Genomic DNA, 14,692 nt, shown 5'->3' with positions numbered 1-14,692 from the left:
CGTACGCCCCAGGTCCCCCCCTTCGCTAGAATGCAGTTCCCCGGAACCCCCACGTGACTGGACGACGCTGGCCACCCATGCTGCTCGCGCTCGCGCTCTCGGCCTCGACGCTCGGCTGCACCGCCGAGGAGACGCCGCCTGCGCCCGCGGCGCCCACCCGTCCGGTTCCGGCGCCCCGCGCCCACCTCAAGGGCGTGAAGGGCGCCGTGCAGATAAAACGCGCCACCGAGGATGACTGGAGCGCGGGGCACGAGGGGCTCCCCCTCTTCGAGAACGACAAGGTGCGCACCGAGTCGGGCGCGGGCGCGGACCTCATCTTCGCCAGCGACGGTGGCACGGTGCACCTGGGCGGCGACTCGCTCATCGGCATCGCCGAGACGCGGCCCCGGCCCGGTCATCAGCGCACGGACCTCACGGTGCTGCGCGGCCGCATCGACGCGGAGCTGGAGCAGCCCGCCGCGCAGTCCCTCTCCGTCACCACGCCGGCGGCCACCATCCAGGCCGGAAGGGAGATTGTCTTCCAATGAAGACGGCGCTCCTCATGCTGCTGGCCGGACTGGGCGTCACCGCGCACGACACGGCGGTGGTGGGCCCGCACGAGACGCTGCGCCAGGTGGCGGAGCGCACCGTGGGCGACCCGAACGCCGCGGAGGAAATCCAGGCGCTCAACGGCCTCTCCACGGACACCGTGCCCGAGGGCACGCGTTTGAAGGTCCCCGGCCAGGAGCGCGCGCTGGCACTGAAGGCGCTGGAGACGGCGCGCACGCTCGTGGGGGACGCCGGCGCGTCGCCCGTCGCCGAGGCGCGGTTGAAGGAAGCGGAGGCGCACTTCCGCGCGGCCCGCTACGCGCAGGCCTCCGAGGCGGCCAACGCGGCCGGGAAGCAGGTGGCCGCGGCCCCCGCGCCGCAGCCGTCCACCTTCAGCGTGGAGGTGGGCCCGGACGGGGGCACCACCACCGTCACGGTAAAAAGAGGCCCTCCGGTGCGCGTGGAGGCCGAGGGTGTCACGCGGCCCGTGCCCGCGGGTGAGTCGGTGAGTGTGGCGAAGGGCCAGCCGCCCCCGACGCCGCCGGCCCTGGTGGCGCCGCGCCCGGGATTCCCGGAGGATGGGGAGTTGCTGAAGCGGCGCCCGGACCGGGCGGGCCGGCTGGGGCCGGTGAAGCTGGGCTGGGCGAGCGTGCCCGGAGCGGAGCGTTACGAGGTGGAAGTCCTGCGCGACATGGAAGGCACCCCGGTCTTCGCCCAGGCCGTGTCCGCCGTGGAGGTGAAGCTGCCCGTGCTGCCCGCGGGCCGCTACCGGTGGACGGTGCGCGCGGTGGGGACGGCGGGCAAATCCGAGCCCGGGCCGGCCCGGCGCTTCGAGCTGGTGTCGGAGCGGCTGAAGCTCGAAGTGCAGAAGGGACAGTGGCAGTAGCCACTGACTGGAGGAGCAGCACTGTGCGCCTTTTCAAAGCCATCCTCCTGTTGATGCTGGTGGTGGGCTTCGTCCCCACGCTGATGGTGGGCTGGCTCTCCGTGTCCCATACGCGCGAGCTGCTGGTGCGCGACGCGCAGGAGCTGGCGCAGGAGCGGGTGAAGCAGCTCCAACTCAAGGCGGCGGACTACCTTGGCGAGCCCACCGACACGGTGCTGGGGCTGGCCCGCGCGCCCGGCGGCTTCTTCTCGCTGCCGATGGAGGCGCAGCAGACGCACCTGGCGTCGGTGCTCACGCAGCGGCGCGAGGTGCTGGCGCTCACCGTCTTCGGGCCGGACCGCAAGCGGCTGCAGGGGTTGCAGGCCTTCTCGCGGCACGACGTGTCCCCCAGCGCGCTGGCGGCGCACGAGGAGCGCGCCCGCGCGCTGCTGGAGAAGCTGGACGGGCTGCGCTACTCGGACGCTGTGATGGGGCCGGACGGCGACGGGCCGGTGGTGACGCTGGCCTTCCCCGTGGGTGAGCCGGTGAAGGGCTACATCGCGGCGGACCTGTCGCTCGTGGGGCTGCGGCGGATGCTGGAGCAGGAGCGCGTGGGCAGCACCGGCTTCGCGTACGTGGCGGACCGGCACGGGCACCTCGTGGCGGGCGGCGGAGGCATGGCGGGCCCGGGCGAGGACGTGTCGCGGCGCCGCCCGGTGGCGCACCTGCTGCGGCAGTTGGAGCGCCACCCGGACACGGAGACCTTCCACGTGGGCAACTTCGGCGAGGGCCGGGACGCGGTGGTGGCCGCGTACACGGTGCTGCCGGAGACGGGCTGGGCCATCCTCTCCGAGCAGCCGGTGGAGCACGCGTACCGGCAGGTGGAGGCCATGGAGCGCCGCATCCTCCTGGGCCTGGGCGCGGCCATCCTCGTGGCGCTGGTGCTGGCGGCGCTCTTCTCGCGCAACCTCACGCGGCCCCTCAAGGGCTTCACGAAGGGCGCGCTGGAGCTGGCGCGCGGCAAGTTCGGCGTGGAGGTGGACGTCCCGCAGAAGAACGAGCTGGGCGAGCTGGCCCAGACGTTCAACTACATGAGCAAGCAGTTGCTCGCGTACGACATGGAGAACCGCGGCCTCTACGAGAGCCTGGAGAAGGGCTACCTGGAGACCATCGTCGCGCTGGCCAACTCCATCGACTCGAAGGACGCGTACACGCGCGGCCACAGTCAGCGCGTGGGCGACGTGGCGGTGGAGGTTGGCCGCGAGCTGAACCTCACCGAGCGCGAGCTGCGGCAGCTCCAGTACGGCGGCATCCTCCACGACATCGGGAAGATTGGCATCGTCGAGTCCATCCTCTGCAAGCAGTCGCGGCTGACGGACCAGGAGATGGCCATCATGCGCGAGCACCCGGCCATCGGTGACGCCATCATCGGCCCGGTGAGCTTCCTCGGCGCGGTGCGCGCATGCGTGCGCCACCACCACGAGCGCTGGGACGGCACCGGCTACCCGGACCGGCTGGCGGGCGAGGACATCCCCCTCTTGGCCCGCATCGTCGCGTGCGCGGACACCTTCGACGCGTGCACCTCCACGCGCCCGTACCAGAAGGCCATGCCGCTGGAGAAGGCGATGGAGATTCTCGACAACCTCAGCGGCGCGCAGCTGGACCCGAAGGTGGTGCTGGCGCTGCGGCGGGTGCTGGCGAAGCAGGGCGTGCGCCTGGAGGGCCACCGGCTGCCCGTCAAGCTCGCCTCGTAGGCGCTGTCCGCGCACGGCTTCTCGCGCCACGCCGGCTCCGAAGGATGGTAGGGAGGGCGCGGCGCTGTTGAGACTTCGGAAGGTGCAACGTTGAGTTTCTGGGACCGCATCAAGCCCGCCCCCAAGCCCGTCTCCGGCACGGACGTCCGCGTGTCTGCGGACGGCGCGCGGCTGGAGCTGGGCTGGGACGACGGGGTGAGGACCTCCGCCACCGCGCAGGTGCTGCGCCAGCAGTGCCCGTGCGCCGGGTGCGTGGACGAGTGGACGAACAAGCGCACCCTGGACCAGACGAAGGTGCCCGCGGACCTGCGCATCAAGGAGGTGCAGCCGGTGGGCAACTACGCGCTGGCCTTCGCCTTCAGCGACGGCCACACCACGGGCATCTACCCGTGGAGGCTGCTGCGCGAGGTCACCCAGCCCGTCACCTGACGTGGAGGCAGTCCTGAACGAACGCTATCGGCTCGTGCGGCTGTTGGCTTCCGGCGGCATGGCGGAGCTGTACCTCGGCGTGGCGCGCACGGAGGGCTTCGAGCGCGTGGTGGCCATCAAGCGCGTGCTGCCGCAGCTGGCGCAGGAGCCGGACATCGCGCGGATGTTCCTCACCGAGGCGCGGCTGGCCATGCTGCTGCAGCACCAGAACATCGCCACCGTGTACGACGTGGGCCAGGGCCCCGGCGGACTCTTCCTGGTGATGGAGCTGGTGGACGGCTGGGACCTGGGCGTGCTGCTGCGCACCGCCGCGCGGCAGGGCGCGCGCTTCCCGCCGCACCTGGCGGCGTTCATCGTCCTCCAGACGCAGGCCGGCCTCGCGCACGCGTACCGGAAGCTGCACGAGGGCCGGCCGGTGATGGCGGCCCACCGGGACGTGTCTCCGTCCAACGTCCTCGTGTCGCGCGAGGGCGAGGTGAAGGTGACGGACTTCGGCATCGCGCGGCTGGAGGGCGGCTCCTTCACGGAGCCCGGCGTCTTCCGCGGCAAGGAGGCCTACAGCGCGCCAGAGGTGCTCCAGGGCGCGCCGGCCAACGCCCTCAGCGACCAGTTCTCGCTGGGCATCGTCTTCTACGAGCTGCTCGCGGGGCGGCACCCCTTCCATGACGTGAAGGAGCCCATGGCGGTGGCGTACGCCATCCTGTCCCGCGAGGTGCCGCCGCTGCCTCCGGACGTGCCCGCGCCGCTGGCCGAGGCCGTGCTGCGCATGTTGTCGCGCGCGCCCGAGCAGCGCTTCCCGACGCCCGAGGCCCTGAGCGAGACGCTCGCGCGCTGGCTGGCCCGCTCCGGTGAGCCCGCCACGTCGCACGCGCTGGCGGACTTCATGCGGCAGCTCTCCCTGCCCGCCACGCTGCGCGAGCTGGCCGAGGCGGGTGGAGGAGACGCGAAGGGGGCTCCAGCGGCCCCGCCGGCCGTCACGCGCCCGTCGAATCCGGGCCCCTTCGCCCTCTCGATGGAGATGGAGGCAGAGGAAGAGGAGGCACTGCCCGGTGGGCCGGCGCTCAGCGTCAGCGGGCGGCTGATTCATCAGTGCACCCGCTGTGGCTCGCCCCTGCCCTCTCTGCATGCGCCGTGCTACCGCTGCGCGGAGGAGCTCTCTCCTCCTTCGCGGGCCTTCGCACCGGTGGATGCCGAGGCAGTGCCCCAGGACACGGATGGGGCGGCCCCGTATGGCGCGGCGCCGGCTCGCACCGCCGCGTATGGCACTCCGGTGCATGTGGCTCCGAGCGCCTCCGGGGCCCTGGGCGCGGCGACGTCCGCGCGCGGCGCGGTGGCTCCTGCGGGCCTCTTCGCAGCAGCCCCTGGTGCCTCGGCGCACGCGGCGGCTCCTGGTGGCTCCAGCTCCGCGGCATCCATGCACGGAGCACCGGTGCATTCGGTGGCTTCTGGCGCCGGTGCGTCATCCGCCCGCCGCTCCCATCCGGGCATGCCACCTCCTCCCCAGCAGCCCGCGCCTGGTGTGCCACCTCCGGAGGAGCTCATCCCGCTGCGCAGCGTGCTCCAGACGCCCGCCGAAACGCTGGAGCTGGCCGAGCGCGCACCGCGTCCGGAGAGCGACTGGCAGGAAACGCAGGAGCTGCCCCGGACCCGCAGGCGCTGGGGCCGTGTCGTCGTGGCGCTCGGGGTGGTGGCCGTGCTGGTCGCCGCCGGCGCGTGGGCGGTGACTTCCGGCTCCACGGTGGTGACCGGGCTGCTCGCGAAGCTGGGCGCCCCGATGCCCTCGCCCATCCTGAGCATCGTCAGCAACCCGCCGGGGGCCACCGTCCTCGTCGAGGGCCAGGAGGTCGGCACCACGCCCCTCGCGGTGGACAACCTCTACCCGGACAAGCCCATCTCCGTGCAGCTCAAGCTCAAGGGCTACCGCGCGTGGAAGGGCACCTTCCGTGGCGGCAAGCCCGTCGAGTTCCGGGTGGCGCTGGAGCGCTGAGGCTCGCGCGCCACCTCACACGGCGCGGCGAGCCCGTCATGCTTCGAGGGCGCCGGAGCGCTGAGGCCGCGCCTCACTTCACCAGGCGCAGGTGGCCCCGGCGTGGCGTGGGCGGGTCGTCCTTGGGCCCGTCCGTCGGCGGCGTGGGTGGCACCTCGGGCGCGTCACCCGCGAGCGCGTCTCCCGGCATGGGCACCTCGCGCAGGAAGGTGCGCGGGCGCTCGGCGGCCACGGGCACCACCGGCACGGGCTGCGGCGGACGCGCCGTCGCGGGCTGCTGGAGCAGTTCCGGCGGCATGTCGTCCGGGTACATCCAGAACTCCTTCGTCACGTGGCTGGCGATGGCGAACAGCGCCGACCAGGGCACCGCCACCGTGAAGCGCGAGCCGGAGAAGCTCAGCGTGCAGCGCACGCCCCACTCGCCCACCGTCAAATCCGGCGGGTCGAAGCGGTAGGAGAGGTTGAGGCGCAAGTGGGCCTCCCCTCTGAGAGAGGCGGGGACGAGCACGCCGGGGCGGCGCGCGTCCAGGTGGATCATCACCATCCCCTGGTCGAGCGCGGCCAATAGCCGCTCCTTCTTGTCGAGACCCTTCTTGTCGTCCATCCGGTGTACGGCGAGAGAAATTCGGGCGCCCCTCTCAACGTCGGCGCATCGCCCGGTCCATCTCCCGCTTCGTCTCCCGCTCCTTGATGTCCTGGCGCCGGTCCTCGTGTTGCTTGCCGCGGCAGAGCCCCAGCTCCACCTTGGCTCGTCCGTTCTTGAAGTACAGCACAAGCGGGATGATGGAATAACCCCGCTCCCGCACCTTCGCCGCCCAACGGTCGATTTCCGCCCGGTGCAGCAGGAGCTTCCGGCCCCGGGTGGGCAGGTGGTCGAAGACGCTGGCGGCCTTGTACGAGCCGATGTTCGCGTTGAGGAGGAACAACTCGCTGCCCTTGGGGAGCGCGTAGGCGTCCGACAGGTTGGCGATTCCCTCCCTCAGCGACTTCACCTCGCTGCCGGTCAGCTCCAGTCCGGCCTCCAGCTTCTCGTCCACCGTGTAGTCGAAGCGCGCACGCCGGTTCTCGGTGATGACCTTCACCCCGGGCTCACCGCCGGGTCCCTTCGACTTGCCGCTGGATGTCATACGCGTCCCGGGTCTCCTAACCGGCCAGCGGCATGTTGTCGATGAGGCGTGTCGTCCCGCTGAACGCCGCGACGAGCAGCCGGGCAGCCTGGCCGGATTCCACCGAGGCCAGGGGCTTCAGCCGCTCCGCGTCCACCAGCTCCACGTAGTCCTCACGAAGTCCCGCCGCCTCCAGCTCGCGCCGCACGGCGCCCACCAGCGCGCCCGCCTCCCGGGTGCCCTCCCGCAGCAGGGCCTGGGCCGCCTTCAGCCCCCGGGAGAGGGAGAGCGCCCGCTTCCGCTCCTCGGGGGACAGGTAGGCATTGCGGCTGCTCATCGCCAGCCCGTCCGGCTCGCGCACCGTCGGCATGCCGATGATGTCCACGCCCAGGTGCAAATCCCGGTTCAAGGCCTGGATGACCTGGAGCTGCTGGTAGTCCTTCTCCCCGAAGAGCGCCACCTCCGGCCGGAAGAGGCACAGCAACTGGGTGACAATGGTGGCCACGCCACGGAAATGGCCGGGCCGCCTGTCTCCACACAGGCCCTGGCTGACGTCCGTCACCTCCACGTACGTCTGGTACCCCGGGGGGTACATGGCCTTCGGGTCCTCCGGCGCGAAGACGACGTCCACGCCCGCGCTGGCACACTTGGCCACGTCCCCCTCCAAATCACGGGGGTAGCGGGACAGGTCCTCCCGGGGACCGAACTGGGTGGGGTTGACGAAGATGGAGGTGGCCACCACGTCGGCGCGGGAGCGCCCCTCGCGCATGAGCGAGAGGTGCCCCTCGTGCAGGTAGCCCATGGTGGGCACCAGCGCGAGCCGGCGCCCCTCACGGCGCAGTCCCGCAACCCACGCCTTCACCTCCGCCACGGTTCGCAGGACTGCGGTGGCCATGGCTAGACCGGAACCCCGTAGACGGGGCCAATCTTCTCGCCACCCTCGGCGGGGGCGGTGGAGCCCTCCACGCGCGGCGCCGGGCTGCCGGCGACGAGGCGGATGTTCTTGCTCGACTTGAAGGAGTGGTCCTCGTCGGGGAACGCGCCCTGGCGGACCTCGGAGAAGAAGGCGCCCGCGGCCTCCGTAATCGAGCCGTGCAGGTTGGCGTAGCGCTTGACGAACTTGGGCTTGAAGTCCGGGTTCATCCCCAACAGGTCGTAACAAACGAGGACCTGGCCATCACAGTCCACGCCCGCGCCGATGCCGATGGTGGGGATGGACAGGCTCTGCGTCACCGTGCGCGCCAGCTCCAGCGGCACGCCCTCCAGCACCAGCGCGTAGGCACCGGCCTGCTCCAGCGCCAGCGCGTCGTCGAGAATCTTGCGGGCCTGCTCCTCGTCGCGGCCCTGGACGACATAGCCGCCCATCTTGTGGACGGACTGCGGCGTCAGCCCCAGGTGGCCCATGACGGGGATGCTGGCGCGGGTAATGGCGCGCACCGTGTCGGCGAACTCGGCGCCGCCCTCCAGCTTGATGCTGCCCACTCCTCCCTCGGACACCAGGCGGCCGGCGTTGCGCACCGCCTCCTGCGGCGACACCTGGTAGCTCATGAAGGGAAGGTCACCCACCACATGGGCCCGGCGCGCGCCGCGCGTCACGGCGGCGCAGTGGTAGACCATCTGGTCCATCGTCACCGGGAGCGTGGAGTCATGCCCCTGGACCACCATGCCCAGGGAGTCACCCACCAGCAGCACATCCGCGCCAGCCTGGTCCAGGATGTGGGCGAACGTGGCGTCGTAGGCGGTAACCATGCAGATCTTCTGGCCGATCTGCTTGAAGCGCTTCAGCGTGTGGATGGTGACCTTGTCCTTCACGGTTCACCTCCTGTTGTCGTCGGGTTGAACGGCCTTGGTGGACCCTTCGCCCCTCGCCGTTCCTCGCGGAATCGCCGGAAGCTACGGGTTCCCCACCGCAGTCTAACGCCCTCCGGGCGGCCGTGGGGGCCTGGAGGGTGTGCAGCCCGCCGGGAGCTTGAACTTCAGCCCCGCCGGGAAGCCTTTGGAAGGTAATGCTGGGTGCCCGGCTTCGCCTTCCGGATGGTGGCCAGCAGGTCCTCCCGGTCCGCCTCGTTGTTGACGAAGTCGATGTCCGAGGTGTCGACCACCAACAGGGGCGTGTCCGTGTAGTGGAAGAAGAACGTGTTGTAGGAGTGGACCAGCCCCTCCAGATACGCGGAGTCGAACTTGCGCTCGAACTCGCGGCCCCGCTTCTTGATGCGTTGCAACAGCACGTCCAGGCGGGCCTGGAGGTAGACGACGAGGTCCGGCTTCGTCACGCGGGGCCCGAGCGCCTCGAAGACGCGCTCGTAGAGGGCGAGCTCGTGGGCCTCCAGGTTGAGGTGCGCGAAGATGCGGTCCTTCGCGAACAGGTAGTCGCTGACCGTCATCGAGCTGAAGAGTTCCTGCTGGAACAGGTCCTGCTGCTGCCGGAAACGCGACAGGAGGAAGAAGACCTGCGTCTGGAACGCGTACTTCTGCCGGTCCGCGTAGAAGTTGGCGAGGAACGGGTTCTCCTCCACCACCTCGAGGATGCGCCGGCCACCCAGCCGCTCCGCGAGGATGTTGGAGAGGCTCGTCTTGCCCACGCCAATGGGCCCCTCGACCACGATGTACCGTAAGTCCATCCGCCGAGGCCTCCCGACCACGGAATGCGTGCCTCGAGGCCGCGCGCCCGCATGTGCGAGGGCACGGCCACGCACCCGGGCGGATAACACAACACGGGCGCTGGAATCCGGCAATTTTCCACGGCCGCACCCACCGTCCGGGCGGCTCGCGCTCCCTTGACGCTATGGAGGGCATTGCCTACGGTCCGCGCGACTTCAAGGCGTGTGCGCGGGACGGTCTCCGGACATGAGCGGCAGGCAGCGGGTGAAGACGGTGGTGGTGCTGGAGGAGGCCCGTCAGAACACCACCGCCCGCGCCGCGCCCACACCGCCGGTGGAGCCCGACCCACTCTACGGCGTGGTGCTGCTGAAGGCGGCGCTGGAGCTCAAGCGGCGGCAGGACGGCTCGGTGGAGGACATCCTCCGCGGTGTGCTCGCCCGCATGCGGATTCCGGAGGCCGCGTTCTTCGCCTGGCTGGAGCAGCAGGGCGGCCTGAGCCAGGCGCTCGGCCTGCGCGAGCGCTGAAGGCTCGGCCGCTCCCCTACTCCTCCAGCTTCGGCGCGGGCACCGGAGTCACCACCGGCCCCAGCGCGCGCTCAATCGCGGCGAACTCCTCGGGCGCGAGCGTCTCCGCGCGCCGCTGCGGGTCCACGCCGGCCGTCTCCAGCGCGGCGAGGAGTTGTTCCGGCGAGCCGAGCGTCGGGTCCGACTTGATGGAGTTGATGAGCGTCTTGCGCCGGTGCGCGAAGGAGGCCTTCACCACGCGGGTGAAGCGGGCCTCGTCCACGATGGGCGCGCGCGGGGACTTGCGGCGGGTGAGGCGCAGCACGGCGGAGTCCACCTTCGGCGGCGGGTGGAAGCGCCAGGCCTCCAGCGTGAGGATGTTCTCCGCGTCGAAGTGCAGGCCGAGCAGCACGGTGAGCAGGCCGTAGTCGCGGTTGCCGGGCTCCGCGGCGAGCCGCTCCACGACTTCCTTCTGCAGCGTGAAGACGGCTCGCGTGACGTGGGCGCGCTGCTCCAGCACTCGGAAGAGGATGGGGCTGGTGAGGTGGTACGGGAGGTTGCCCGCCACGGCCACCTCGGGCACGCCGGCCACCTCGGCGAAGTCCACCGTGGCGGCGTTGCCGGCCACCACCTTCACGCCTGGAATCGCCTCCTTCTCCAGCACCGTGAGCATGTCGCGGTCCCGCTCCACGGCGGTGACGCGCGCGCCGGTGGCGGCGAGGAAGCGCGTGAGGTGGCCGAGGCCCGGGCCCAGCTCCACCACCGCTTCGCCCTCACGCAGGAGGAGCGCGTCGGCGATGGTCTCCAGGGCGTCCTCGTCACCGAGGAAGTTCTGTCCCCAGCTGTGCTTGGGACGCAGGCCGTGTCGCTTGAGGATGTCTCGCGGCTGTTCCACGTCTGTCTCCCTCTACATGCGCCAGGCGGGGTCCGCCGCCAGCTTGAAGTCCCCGCGAAGGCCGCGGCGGTACGCCTCATACCCCGCCACCGCAATCATGGCGCCGTTATCCGTGCACAGGCGCACCGGCGGCAGGTACATGTTCAGTCCCCGCTCCTCCGCGCGCTCCTTGCACAGCGCGCGCAGCCGCGAGTTGGCCGCCACGCCTCCGCACAACACGAGCTGCTTGTGGCCCAGCCGGCGCGCGGCGGCCACCAGCTTCTTCGACAGCACGTCCGCCACCGCCTCCTGGAAGGACGCGCACAAATCCGACAGCGCCTGGCCTCCGGGGACACCGTGCTTCTGCACGTGGTGGAGCACCGCCGTCTTCAGGCCGGAGAAGGACACGTCGAAGTTGTCGCCGGGCAGCGCACGCGGGAAGCGGATGGCCTCCGGGTCTCCCTTCTGCGCGAGCTGGTCGATGGGCAACCCGCCCGGGTACGGCAGCCCGAGGATGCGCGCCGTCTTGTCGTACGCCTCGCCGGCCGCGTCGTCGCGCGTGCTGCCCACCAGCCGGTACCGGCCAAAGGCCTGCACGTCATAGAGGCTGGTGTGGCCTCCGGAGACCACGAGCCCGAGGAACGGCGGCTCCGGGGCCTCCTCGATGAGGCGGATGGCCAGGAGGTGGCCCTCCAGGTGGTTGGCGCCGACGAAGGGCTTGCCGGTGGCGAGGCTCAGTCCCTTGGCCACCTGCACACCCACCAGCAGCGCGCCGATGAGGCCGGGGCCGGAGGTGACGGCGATGAGGTCCACGTCGTCGAGCGTCTTCTGAGCGCGGGTGAGGGCCTCGTGGAGGACGGGCATCACCTGGACGATGTGGTTGCGGCTGGCCAGCTCCGGCACCACCCCGCCCCAGCGCCGGTGGATGTCCACCTGGGTGGAGACGACGTCCGACAGCACGCGCCGGCCGTCCTCCACGACGGCGGCGGCGGTTTCATCACAGGAGGTTTCCAGTCCGAGGACGAGCAAGGCGGCTCACTTCTCCGAGGCGAGGGGTGCCGCCCGCCTGCCCGCTCACTTGCCCAGTCCGTTGAGCAGCGAGCGGACCTCGTTGGCGGAGGGTCCCGTCGGTTCCAGGAACAAGTATCGTTTGTAGGCCTCGGCCGCCTGGGAATTCCGACTGGTGAACTGGTACGCCATGCCCAGCGACAGCCAGGCGCGCGCATTCCGCTCGTCCTCCTTGACCACTTCCTGGAGGAGCTTGGCGGCCTCGCGGTACGCCGCGTCCGCGGTGGAGCCGTTGACGAGGGAAATCCCCAGCCCGGCCTTCGCCTCCGTGGCGTTCGGCTTGAGGAGCAGCGCCTTGCGGTAGCTGATGGCGGCGGACTTGTACCGGTTGCCGACGATGGCCGCCTTCGCCTGCTTCACGAGATTGGCGTACTCCACCTCCGGGTCCACCGGCGGAGTGTTGGCGGCCGCATCTCCCGCGTCGGGCGTCGCGGCCTCCGCGATGGCGGCCCCGGCGTCCGGCGTGGCGGCCGGCGGCGGAGTCACGGCGGCGGTGGCCGAGCCCGCATCGGCGGCCGAGCCCGCGTCAGCGGCGGCCACGGGCGCGGGGGGCTCGACGGGCGTGGGCGGAGTCGGGTCCTTCTCCGGCGGCTTCACCGTGTTGACGGGCGTCGGCTGCTCCACCGGCGGCTTCGGCGCCGGGTCCTGCCCCTTGCCACCGGAGCCACCGCCGAAGACGACGACCGCGGCGACGGCGCCGATGAGCAGCAGGCCCACGGCGACGTACAGGCCGGTGCGCTTGGGACGGATGGCCTCGGCCACGGTGGCGTCGGACATCTCCGGCTTCGAGTCAGCAGGCTTCGAGTCCGCGGGCTTCGACTCCACGGCGGCCGGCTGCGGCTTCGCTTCCACCGGCTTCGCCTCGACGGGCTTCGTCTCGGCGGGAGGCGGTGTGACGGCGGCGGGCGTCGGCGCGGCGCTCGGCGTCCGGGGCTCCTCGGAGAGCGGAGGCGCCGCCGGAGTCGGGACGCCATGGCCCGGGTACGGCGGCAGCGCGAGCTGCTGGGGCGGCGGCTGCGGAACCTCCTCCACCTCCAGCATCGGCTCTTCCGACATGGCGACGGGCGCCACCGGCGGCACGGAGGGAACGGGCTGCGGAGCGGCGCCCTTGCCGCTCACCAGCGTCACCTCGGACGACGGCGGGGCCGGCGCGGGAGGCGGCACGGGCGGCAGCGGGTTGGGGCCCACGGCCGCGCCGCCGAAGATGGGCGGACGCGGAAGCGTCGGCTCTACCGCGGCGCTCTGGGCATGGGCCGGAGCGGCACCGGAGCTGCCCGAGCCGCCACCATAGGCGCGCGGCGACGGAGACCAGAGCGAGCCCGGCCCCCACGTGGACGCGGAGCTGATGCCGTCGGTGTCCACGCGGCTCCAGTCCAGCAGCAGGCTGCGGTGCGACTGCTCCGCGGCGCGATGGGCCGGAGGCGGCGCCACGAGGAAGGACGAGCCCTCCTCCGCGGGAGGCAGCGGCGCCGCCGCGGACGCGGCGGTGTCGGCGGGCTCCTCGGCGGCTCCGTTGCGACGGGGCTTCGCGGGGAAGAGGATGACGTTGGCCGGTTGGGCCGGGCCCGTGGCGACGGCGGATGCGCCCGGGTCCTCCACGCCGGCCGGCGGCGCGAGCACGCTGGGCGGCATGGAGCGCGGCGTCTCCGCGGGGATGCTCGGCGGCGGCTCGGGCGCGACGGCCACGGCGGGGACGGCCGCTGGCGGCGGCTCGGGCGCGACGGGCGGCTCCGGGGCCACGGCCACCGGCGCGGGGGGCGCGGGCTCCACCGGCGCGCTCGGAGGCGGCGCCGCGTTGAGCCACTGCTCGATGCCGGGCTTGCTGCTCTGCACCGGCTCCAGCGGCGCGTTGCCCAGCTCGCGGATGAGGCCCTCGAAGTACAGCTTGCTGATGATGCCCAGCGCGGCGAGGTCCTCGAAGTCCGAGTCCTCCACCACGCGGCTCAACGTGCGCTTGCCGTCGAACAGGCGCAGCAGCCCGTTCACCTCGTCCGGAATCTCCGAGAGCCGGTCGGCGAGCTGGTGGTAGTCAATCTCGAACACCGTCTCCAGCGGCGGGAGCTGCTCGAGCATGCGCCCCCACTCGTCCAGGCGGCGCATGCCTTCCATCAGCAGGCCCTGGGTGGAGATCTCGATGCGCTCCGGGCGGTCCAGGGCGGTGAACTGGACCTCGAACTGCCCCTCGAAGGTGTTGAGCATGCGGTAGAAGGCGTTCTCGCCCTTCAACCGCCCCAGCTCCGCGTCGATGACGCGCCCGTCCTTGAAGTAGACGGTGCCGGTGCGCTCGCCCTGGATGGAGATGCTGCCCGTCTTGCGGCCAATCTCGAACGTCTGGACCAGGTCCACCACGCCCATGTCGGCGAGGCTGCCGGCGAAGCCTCCCTTCGTCGTCTCGCGTTTCTCGATCCTCTCCTTCTCCGCCTTCTGGAGGATCATCTTCACGCGGGTGACGATTTCTTTGATGTAGATGGGCTTCGTCAGGTAGTCGTCGCCGCCGAGCTCGAGGCCGCGCACCTTGAACTCGACCGACTTCTGGTTCGTCAGGAAGACGTAGGGGATGAACTTGAAGCGCTCGTCGGACTTGAGCGCCTTGCACAGCTCGAAGCCGTCCATCTCCGGCATCTTCGTGTCGGCCAGCACGAGGTCTGGAGGGCTGATTTGAACCTTCTCCAGCGCATCCTTGCCGTGGATGGCCGTCGTCACGGAGAAGCCAGCCTTCTTCAGGCTGACCTCCATCACGCGGAGGCTCTTTGCGTCACCATCCACCAGGAGCAGGTGCTGCTTGGCCACGTTGCTTGCCTTTCGTCACTGCGACTTCTTCTACAGAGAGCCTGACGCGGGAGCATCCTGCCCGCTTTCCAGGCATGTCAATGGCTTGGGGTGGCGGGGCGTCTGGCTGTCTCCCCGCTGGACAGGCACCAGCTTGAGCCTGCTTCCGGGGAGAGCCGAGAAGGCCCGCTGCTGACACCCGCACGA

Annotated in this window: 14 protein-coding genes; 6 read left to right on the top strand and 8 right to left on the bottom strand. The window is 71.2% G+C overall.

Annotated features, from left to right (window positions below; all coding sequences use genetic code 11):
• Positions 1-77: 77 nt before the first annotated feature.
• From ACVTJA_RS13340 to ACVTJA_RS13320, 5 genes are all read left to right on the top strand, one after another.
• Positions 78-527 (top strand): FecR domain-containing protein, encoded by a 450-nt coding sequence (locus ACVTJA_RS13340; RefSeq protein WP_465840382.1) that lies wholly within the window; start codon positions 78-80, stop codon positions 525-527.
• Positions 524-1,414 carry a peptidoglycan-binding protein LysM gene (locus ACVTJA_RS13335; protein WP_465836733.1) on the top strand — a complete coding sequence of 297 codons (891 nt, stop codon included), beginning with the start codon at positions 524-526 and terminating at the stop codon, positions 1,412-1,414. Before ACVTJA_RS13340 ends, ACVTJA_RS13335 begins: the two co-directional genes overlap by 4 nt.
• Positions 1,415-1,437: 23 nt before the next feature.
• Complete coding sequence (locus ACVTJA_RS13330) at positions 1,438-3,147, top strand: HD domain-containing phosphohydrolase (RefSeq protein ID WP_465836732.1); 1,710 nt, start codon at positions 1,438-1,440, stop codon at positions 3,145-3,147.
• A gap of 90 nt (positions 3,148-3,237) precedes the next feature.
• On the top strand, positions 3,238-3,576 hold the full coding sequence (locus tag ACVTJA_RS13325; RefSeq protein ID WP_465836731.1) for a DUF971 domain-containing protein: 339 nt from the start codon (positions 3,238-3,240) through the stop codon (positions 3,574-3,576).
• Between the two features lie 34 nt (positions 3,577-3,610).
• Positions 3,611-5,563, top strand: coding sequence for a serine/threonine-protein kinase (locus ACVTJA_RS13320; RefSeq protein ID WP_465836730.1), 1,953 nt, complete (start codon positions 3,611-3,613; stop codon positions 5,561-5,563).
• Positions 5,564-5,636: 73 nt separating this feature from the next.
• Here ACVTJA_RS13320 and ACVTJA_RS13315 read toward each other — a convergent pair whose 3' ends face one another.
• From ACVTJA_RS13315 to ACVTJA_RS13295, 5 genes are all read right to left on the bottom strand, one after another.
• Positions 5,637-6,167, bottom strand: a complete 531-nt coding sequence (locus ACVTJA_RS13315) for a ClpXP protease specificity-enhancing factor SspB (RefSeq protein ID WP_465836729.1) — start codon at positions 6,165-6,167, stop codon at positions 5,637-5,639.
• A gap of 34 nt (positions 6,168-6,201) precedes the next feature.
• Positions 6,202-6,690 carry an SsrA-binding protein SmpB gene (gene smpB / locus ACVTJA_RS13310; RefSeq protein WP_206720823.1) on the bottom strand — a complete coding sequence of 163 codons (489 nt, stop codon included), beginning with the start codon at positions 6,688-6,690 and terminating at the stop codon, positions 6,202-6,204.
• A gap of 16 nt (positions 6,691-6,706) precedes the next feature.
• Positions 6,707-7,564 carry a pantoate--beta-alanine ligase gene (panC, locus tag ACVTJA_RS13305; RefSeq protein WP_465836728.1) on the bottom strand — a complete coding sequence of 286 codons (858 nt, stop codon included), beginning with the start codon at positions 7,562-7,564 and terminating at the stop codon, positions 6,707-6,709.
• 2 nt (positions 7,565-7,566) lie between these two features.
• Positions 7,567-8,481 (bottom strand): 3-methyl-2-oxobutanoate hydroxymethyltransferase, encoded by a 915-nt coding sequence (gene panB / locus ACVTJA_RS13300; protein ID WP_465836727.1) that lies wholly within the window; start codon positions 8,479-8,481, stop codon positions 7,567-7,569.
• Positions 8,482-8,645: 164 nt separating this feature from the next.
• Positions 8,646-9,290, bottom strand: a complete 645-nt coding sequence (locus ACVTJA_RS13295; RefSeq protein WP_465836726.1) for a deoxynucleoside kinase — start codon at positions 9,288-9,290, stop codon at positions 8,646-8,648.
• A gap of 226 nt (positions 9,291-9,516) precedes the next feature.
• Here ACVTJA_RS13295 and ACVTJA_RS13290 point away from each other — a divergent pair, with 226 nt between their 5' ends.
• Positions 9,517-9,795 carry a hypothetical protein gene (locus ACVTJA_RS13290; RefSeq protein ID WP_465836725.1) on the top strand — a complete coding sequence of 93 codons (279 nt, stop codon included), beginning with the start codon at positions 9,517-9,519 and terminating at the stop codon, positions 9,793-9,795.
• 16 nt (positions 9,796-9,811) lie between these two features.
• On the opposite strand, the gene rsmA is transcribed toward ACVTJA_RS13290, so the two are convergent.
• The 3 genes from rsmA to ACVTJA_RS13275 are packed head-to-tail and all read right to left on the bottom strand — an operon-like array spanning position 9,812 to position 14,506.
• Positions 9,812-10,669, bottom strand: coding sequence for a 16S rRNA (adenine(1518)-N(6)/adenine(1519)-N(6))-dimethyltransferase RsmA (gene rsmA / locus ACVTJA_RS13285; RefSeq protein ID WP_465836724.1), 858 nt, complete (start codon positions 10,667-10,669; stop codon positions 9,812-9,814).
• Positions 10,670-10,681: 12 nt separating this feature from the next.
• On the bottom strand, positions 10,682-11,677 hold the full coding sequence (gene tsaD / locus ACVTJA_RS13280; protein ID WP_465836723.1) for a tRNA (adenosine(37)-N6)-threonylcarbamoyltransferase complex transferase subunit TsaD: 996 nt from the start codon (positions 11,675-11,677) through the stop codon (positions 10,682-10,684).
• Between the two features lie 45 nt (positions 11,678-11,722).
• Positions 11,723-14,506, bottom strand: coding sequence for a response regulator (locus tag ACVTJA_RS13275; RefSeq protein ID WP_465836722.1), 2,784 nt, complete (start codon positions 14,504-14,506; stop codon positions 11,723-11,725).
• Between the last annotated feature and the right edge of the window lie 186 nt (positions 14,507-14,692).

It is taken from the genome of Pyxidicoccus sp. M6 (genome assembly GCF_055568925.1).
Note: the sequence above shows the minus strand (reverse complement) of the source record. Positions and strands in the feature narration are given on the sequence as shown.

Coding starts and splice junctions, on each gene's coding strand:
- ACVTJA_RS13340 (WP_465840382.1), top strand. CDS start 78: ATGCTGCTCGCGCTCGCGCTCTCGGCCTCGACGCTCGGCTGCACCGCC.
- ACVTJA_RS13335 (WP_465836733.1), top strand. CDS start 524: ATGAAGACGGCGCTCCTCATGCTGCTGGCCGGACTGGGCGTCACCGCG.
- ACVTJA_RS13315 (WP_465836729.1), bottom strand. CDS start 6,167: ATGGACGACAAGAAGGGTCTCGACAAGAAGGAGCGGCTATTGGCCGCG.
- smpB (WP_206720823.1), bottom strand. CDS start 6,690: ATGACATCCAGCGGCAAGTCGAAGGGACCCGGCGGTGAGCCCGGGGTG.
- panC (WP_465836728.1), bottom strand. CDS start 7,564: ATGGCCACCGCAGTCCTGCGAACCGTGGCGGAGGTGAAGGCGTGGGTT.
- ACVTJA_RS13295 (WP_465836726.1), bottom strand. CDS start 9,290: ATGGACTTACGGTACATCGTGGTCGAGGGGCCCATTGGCGTGGGCAAG.
- ACVTJA_RS13290 (WP_465836725.1), top strand. CDS start 9,517: ATGAGCGGCAGGCAGCGGGTGAAGACGGTGGTGGTGCTGGAGGAGGCC.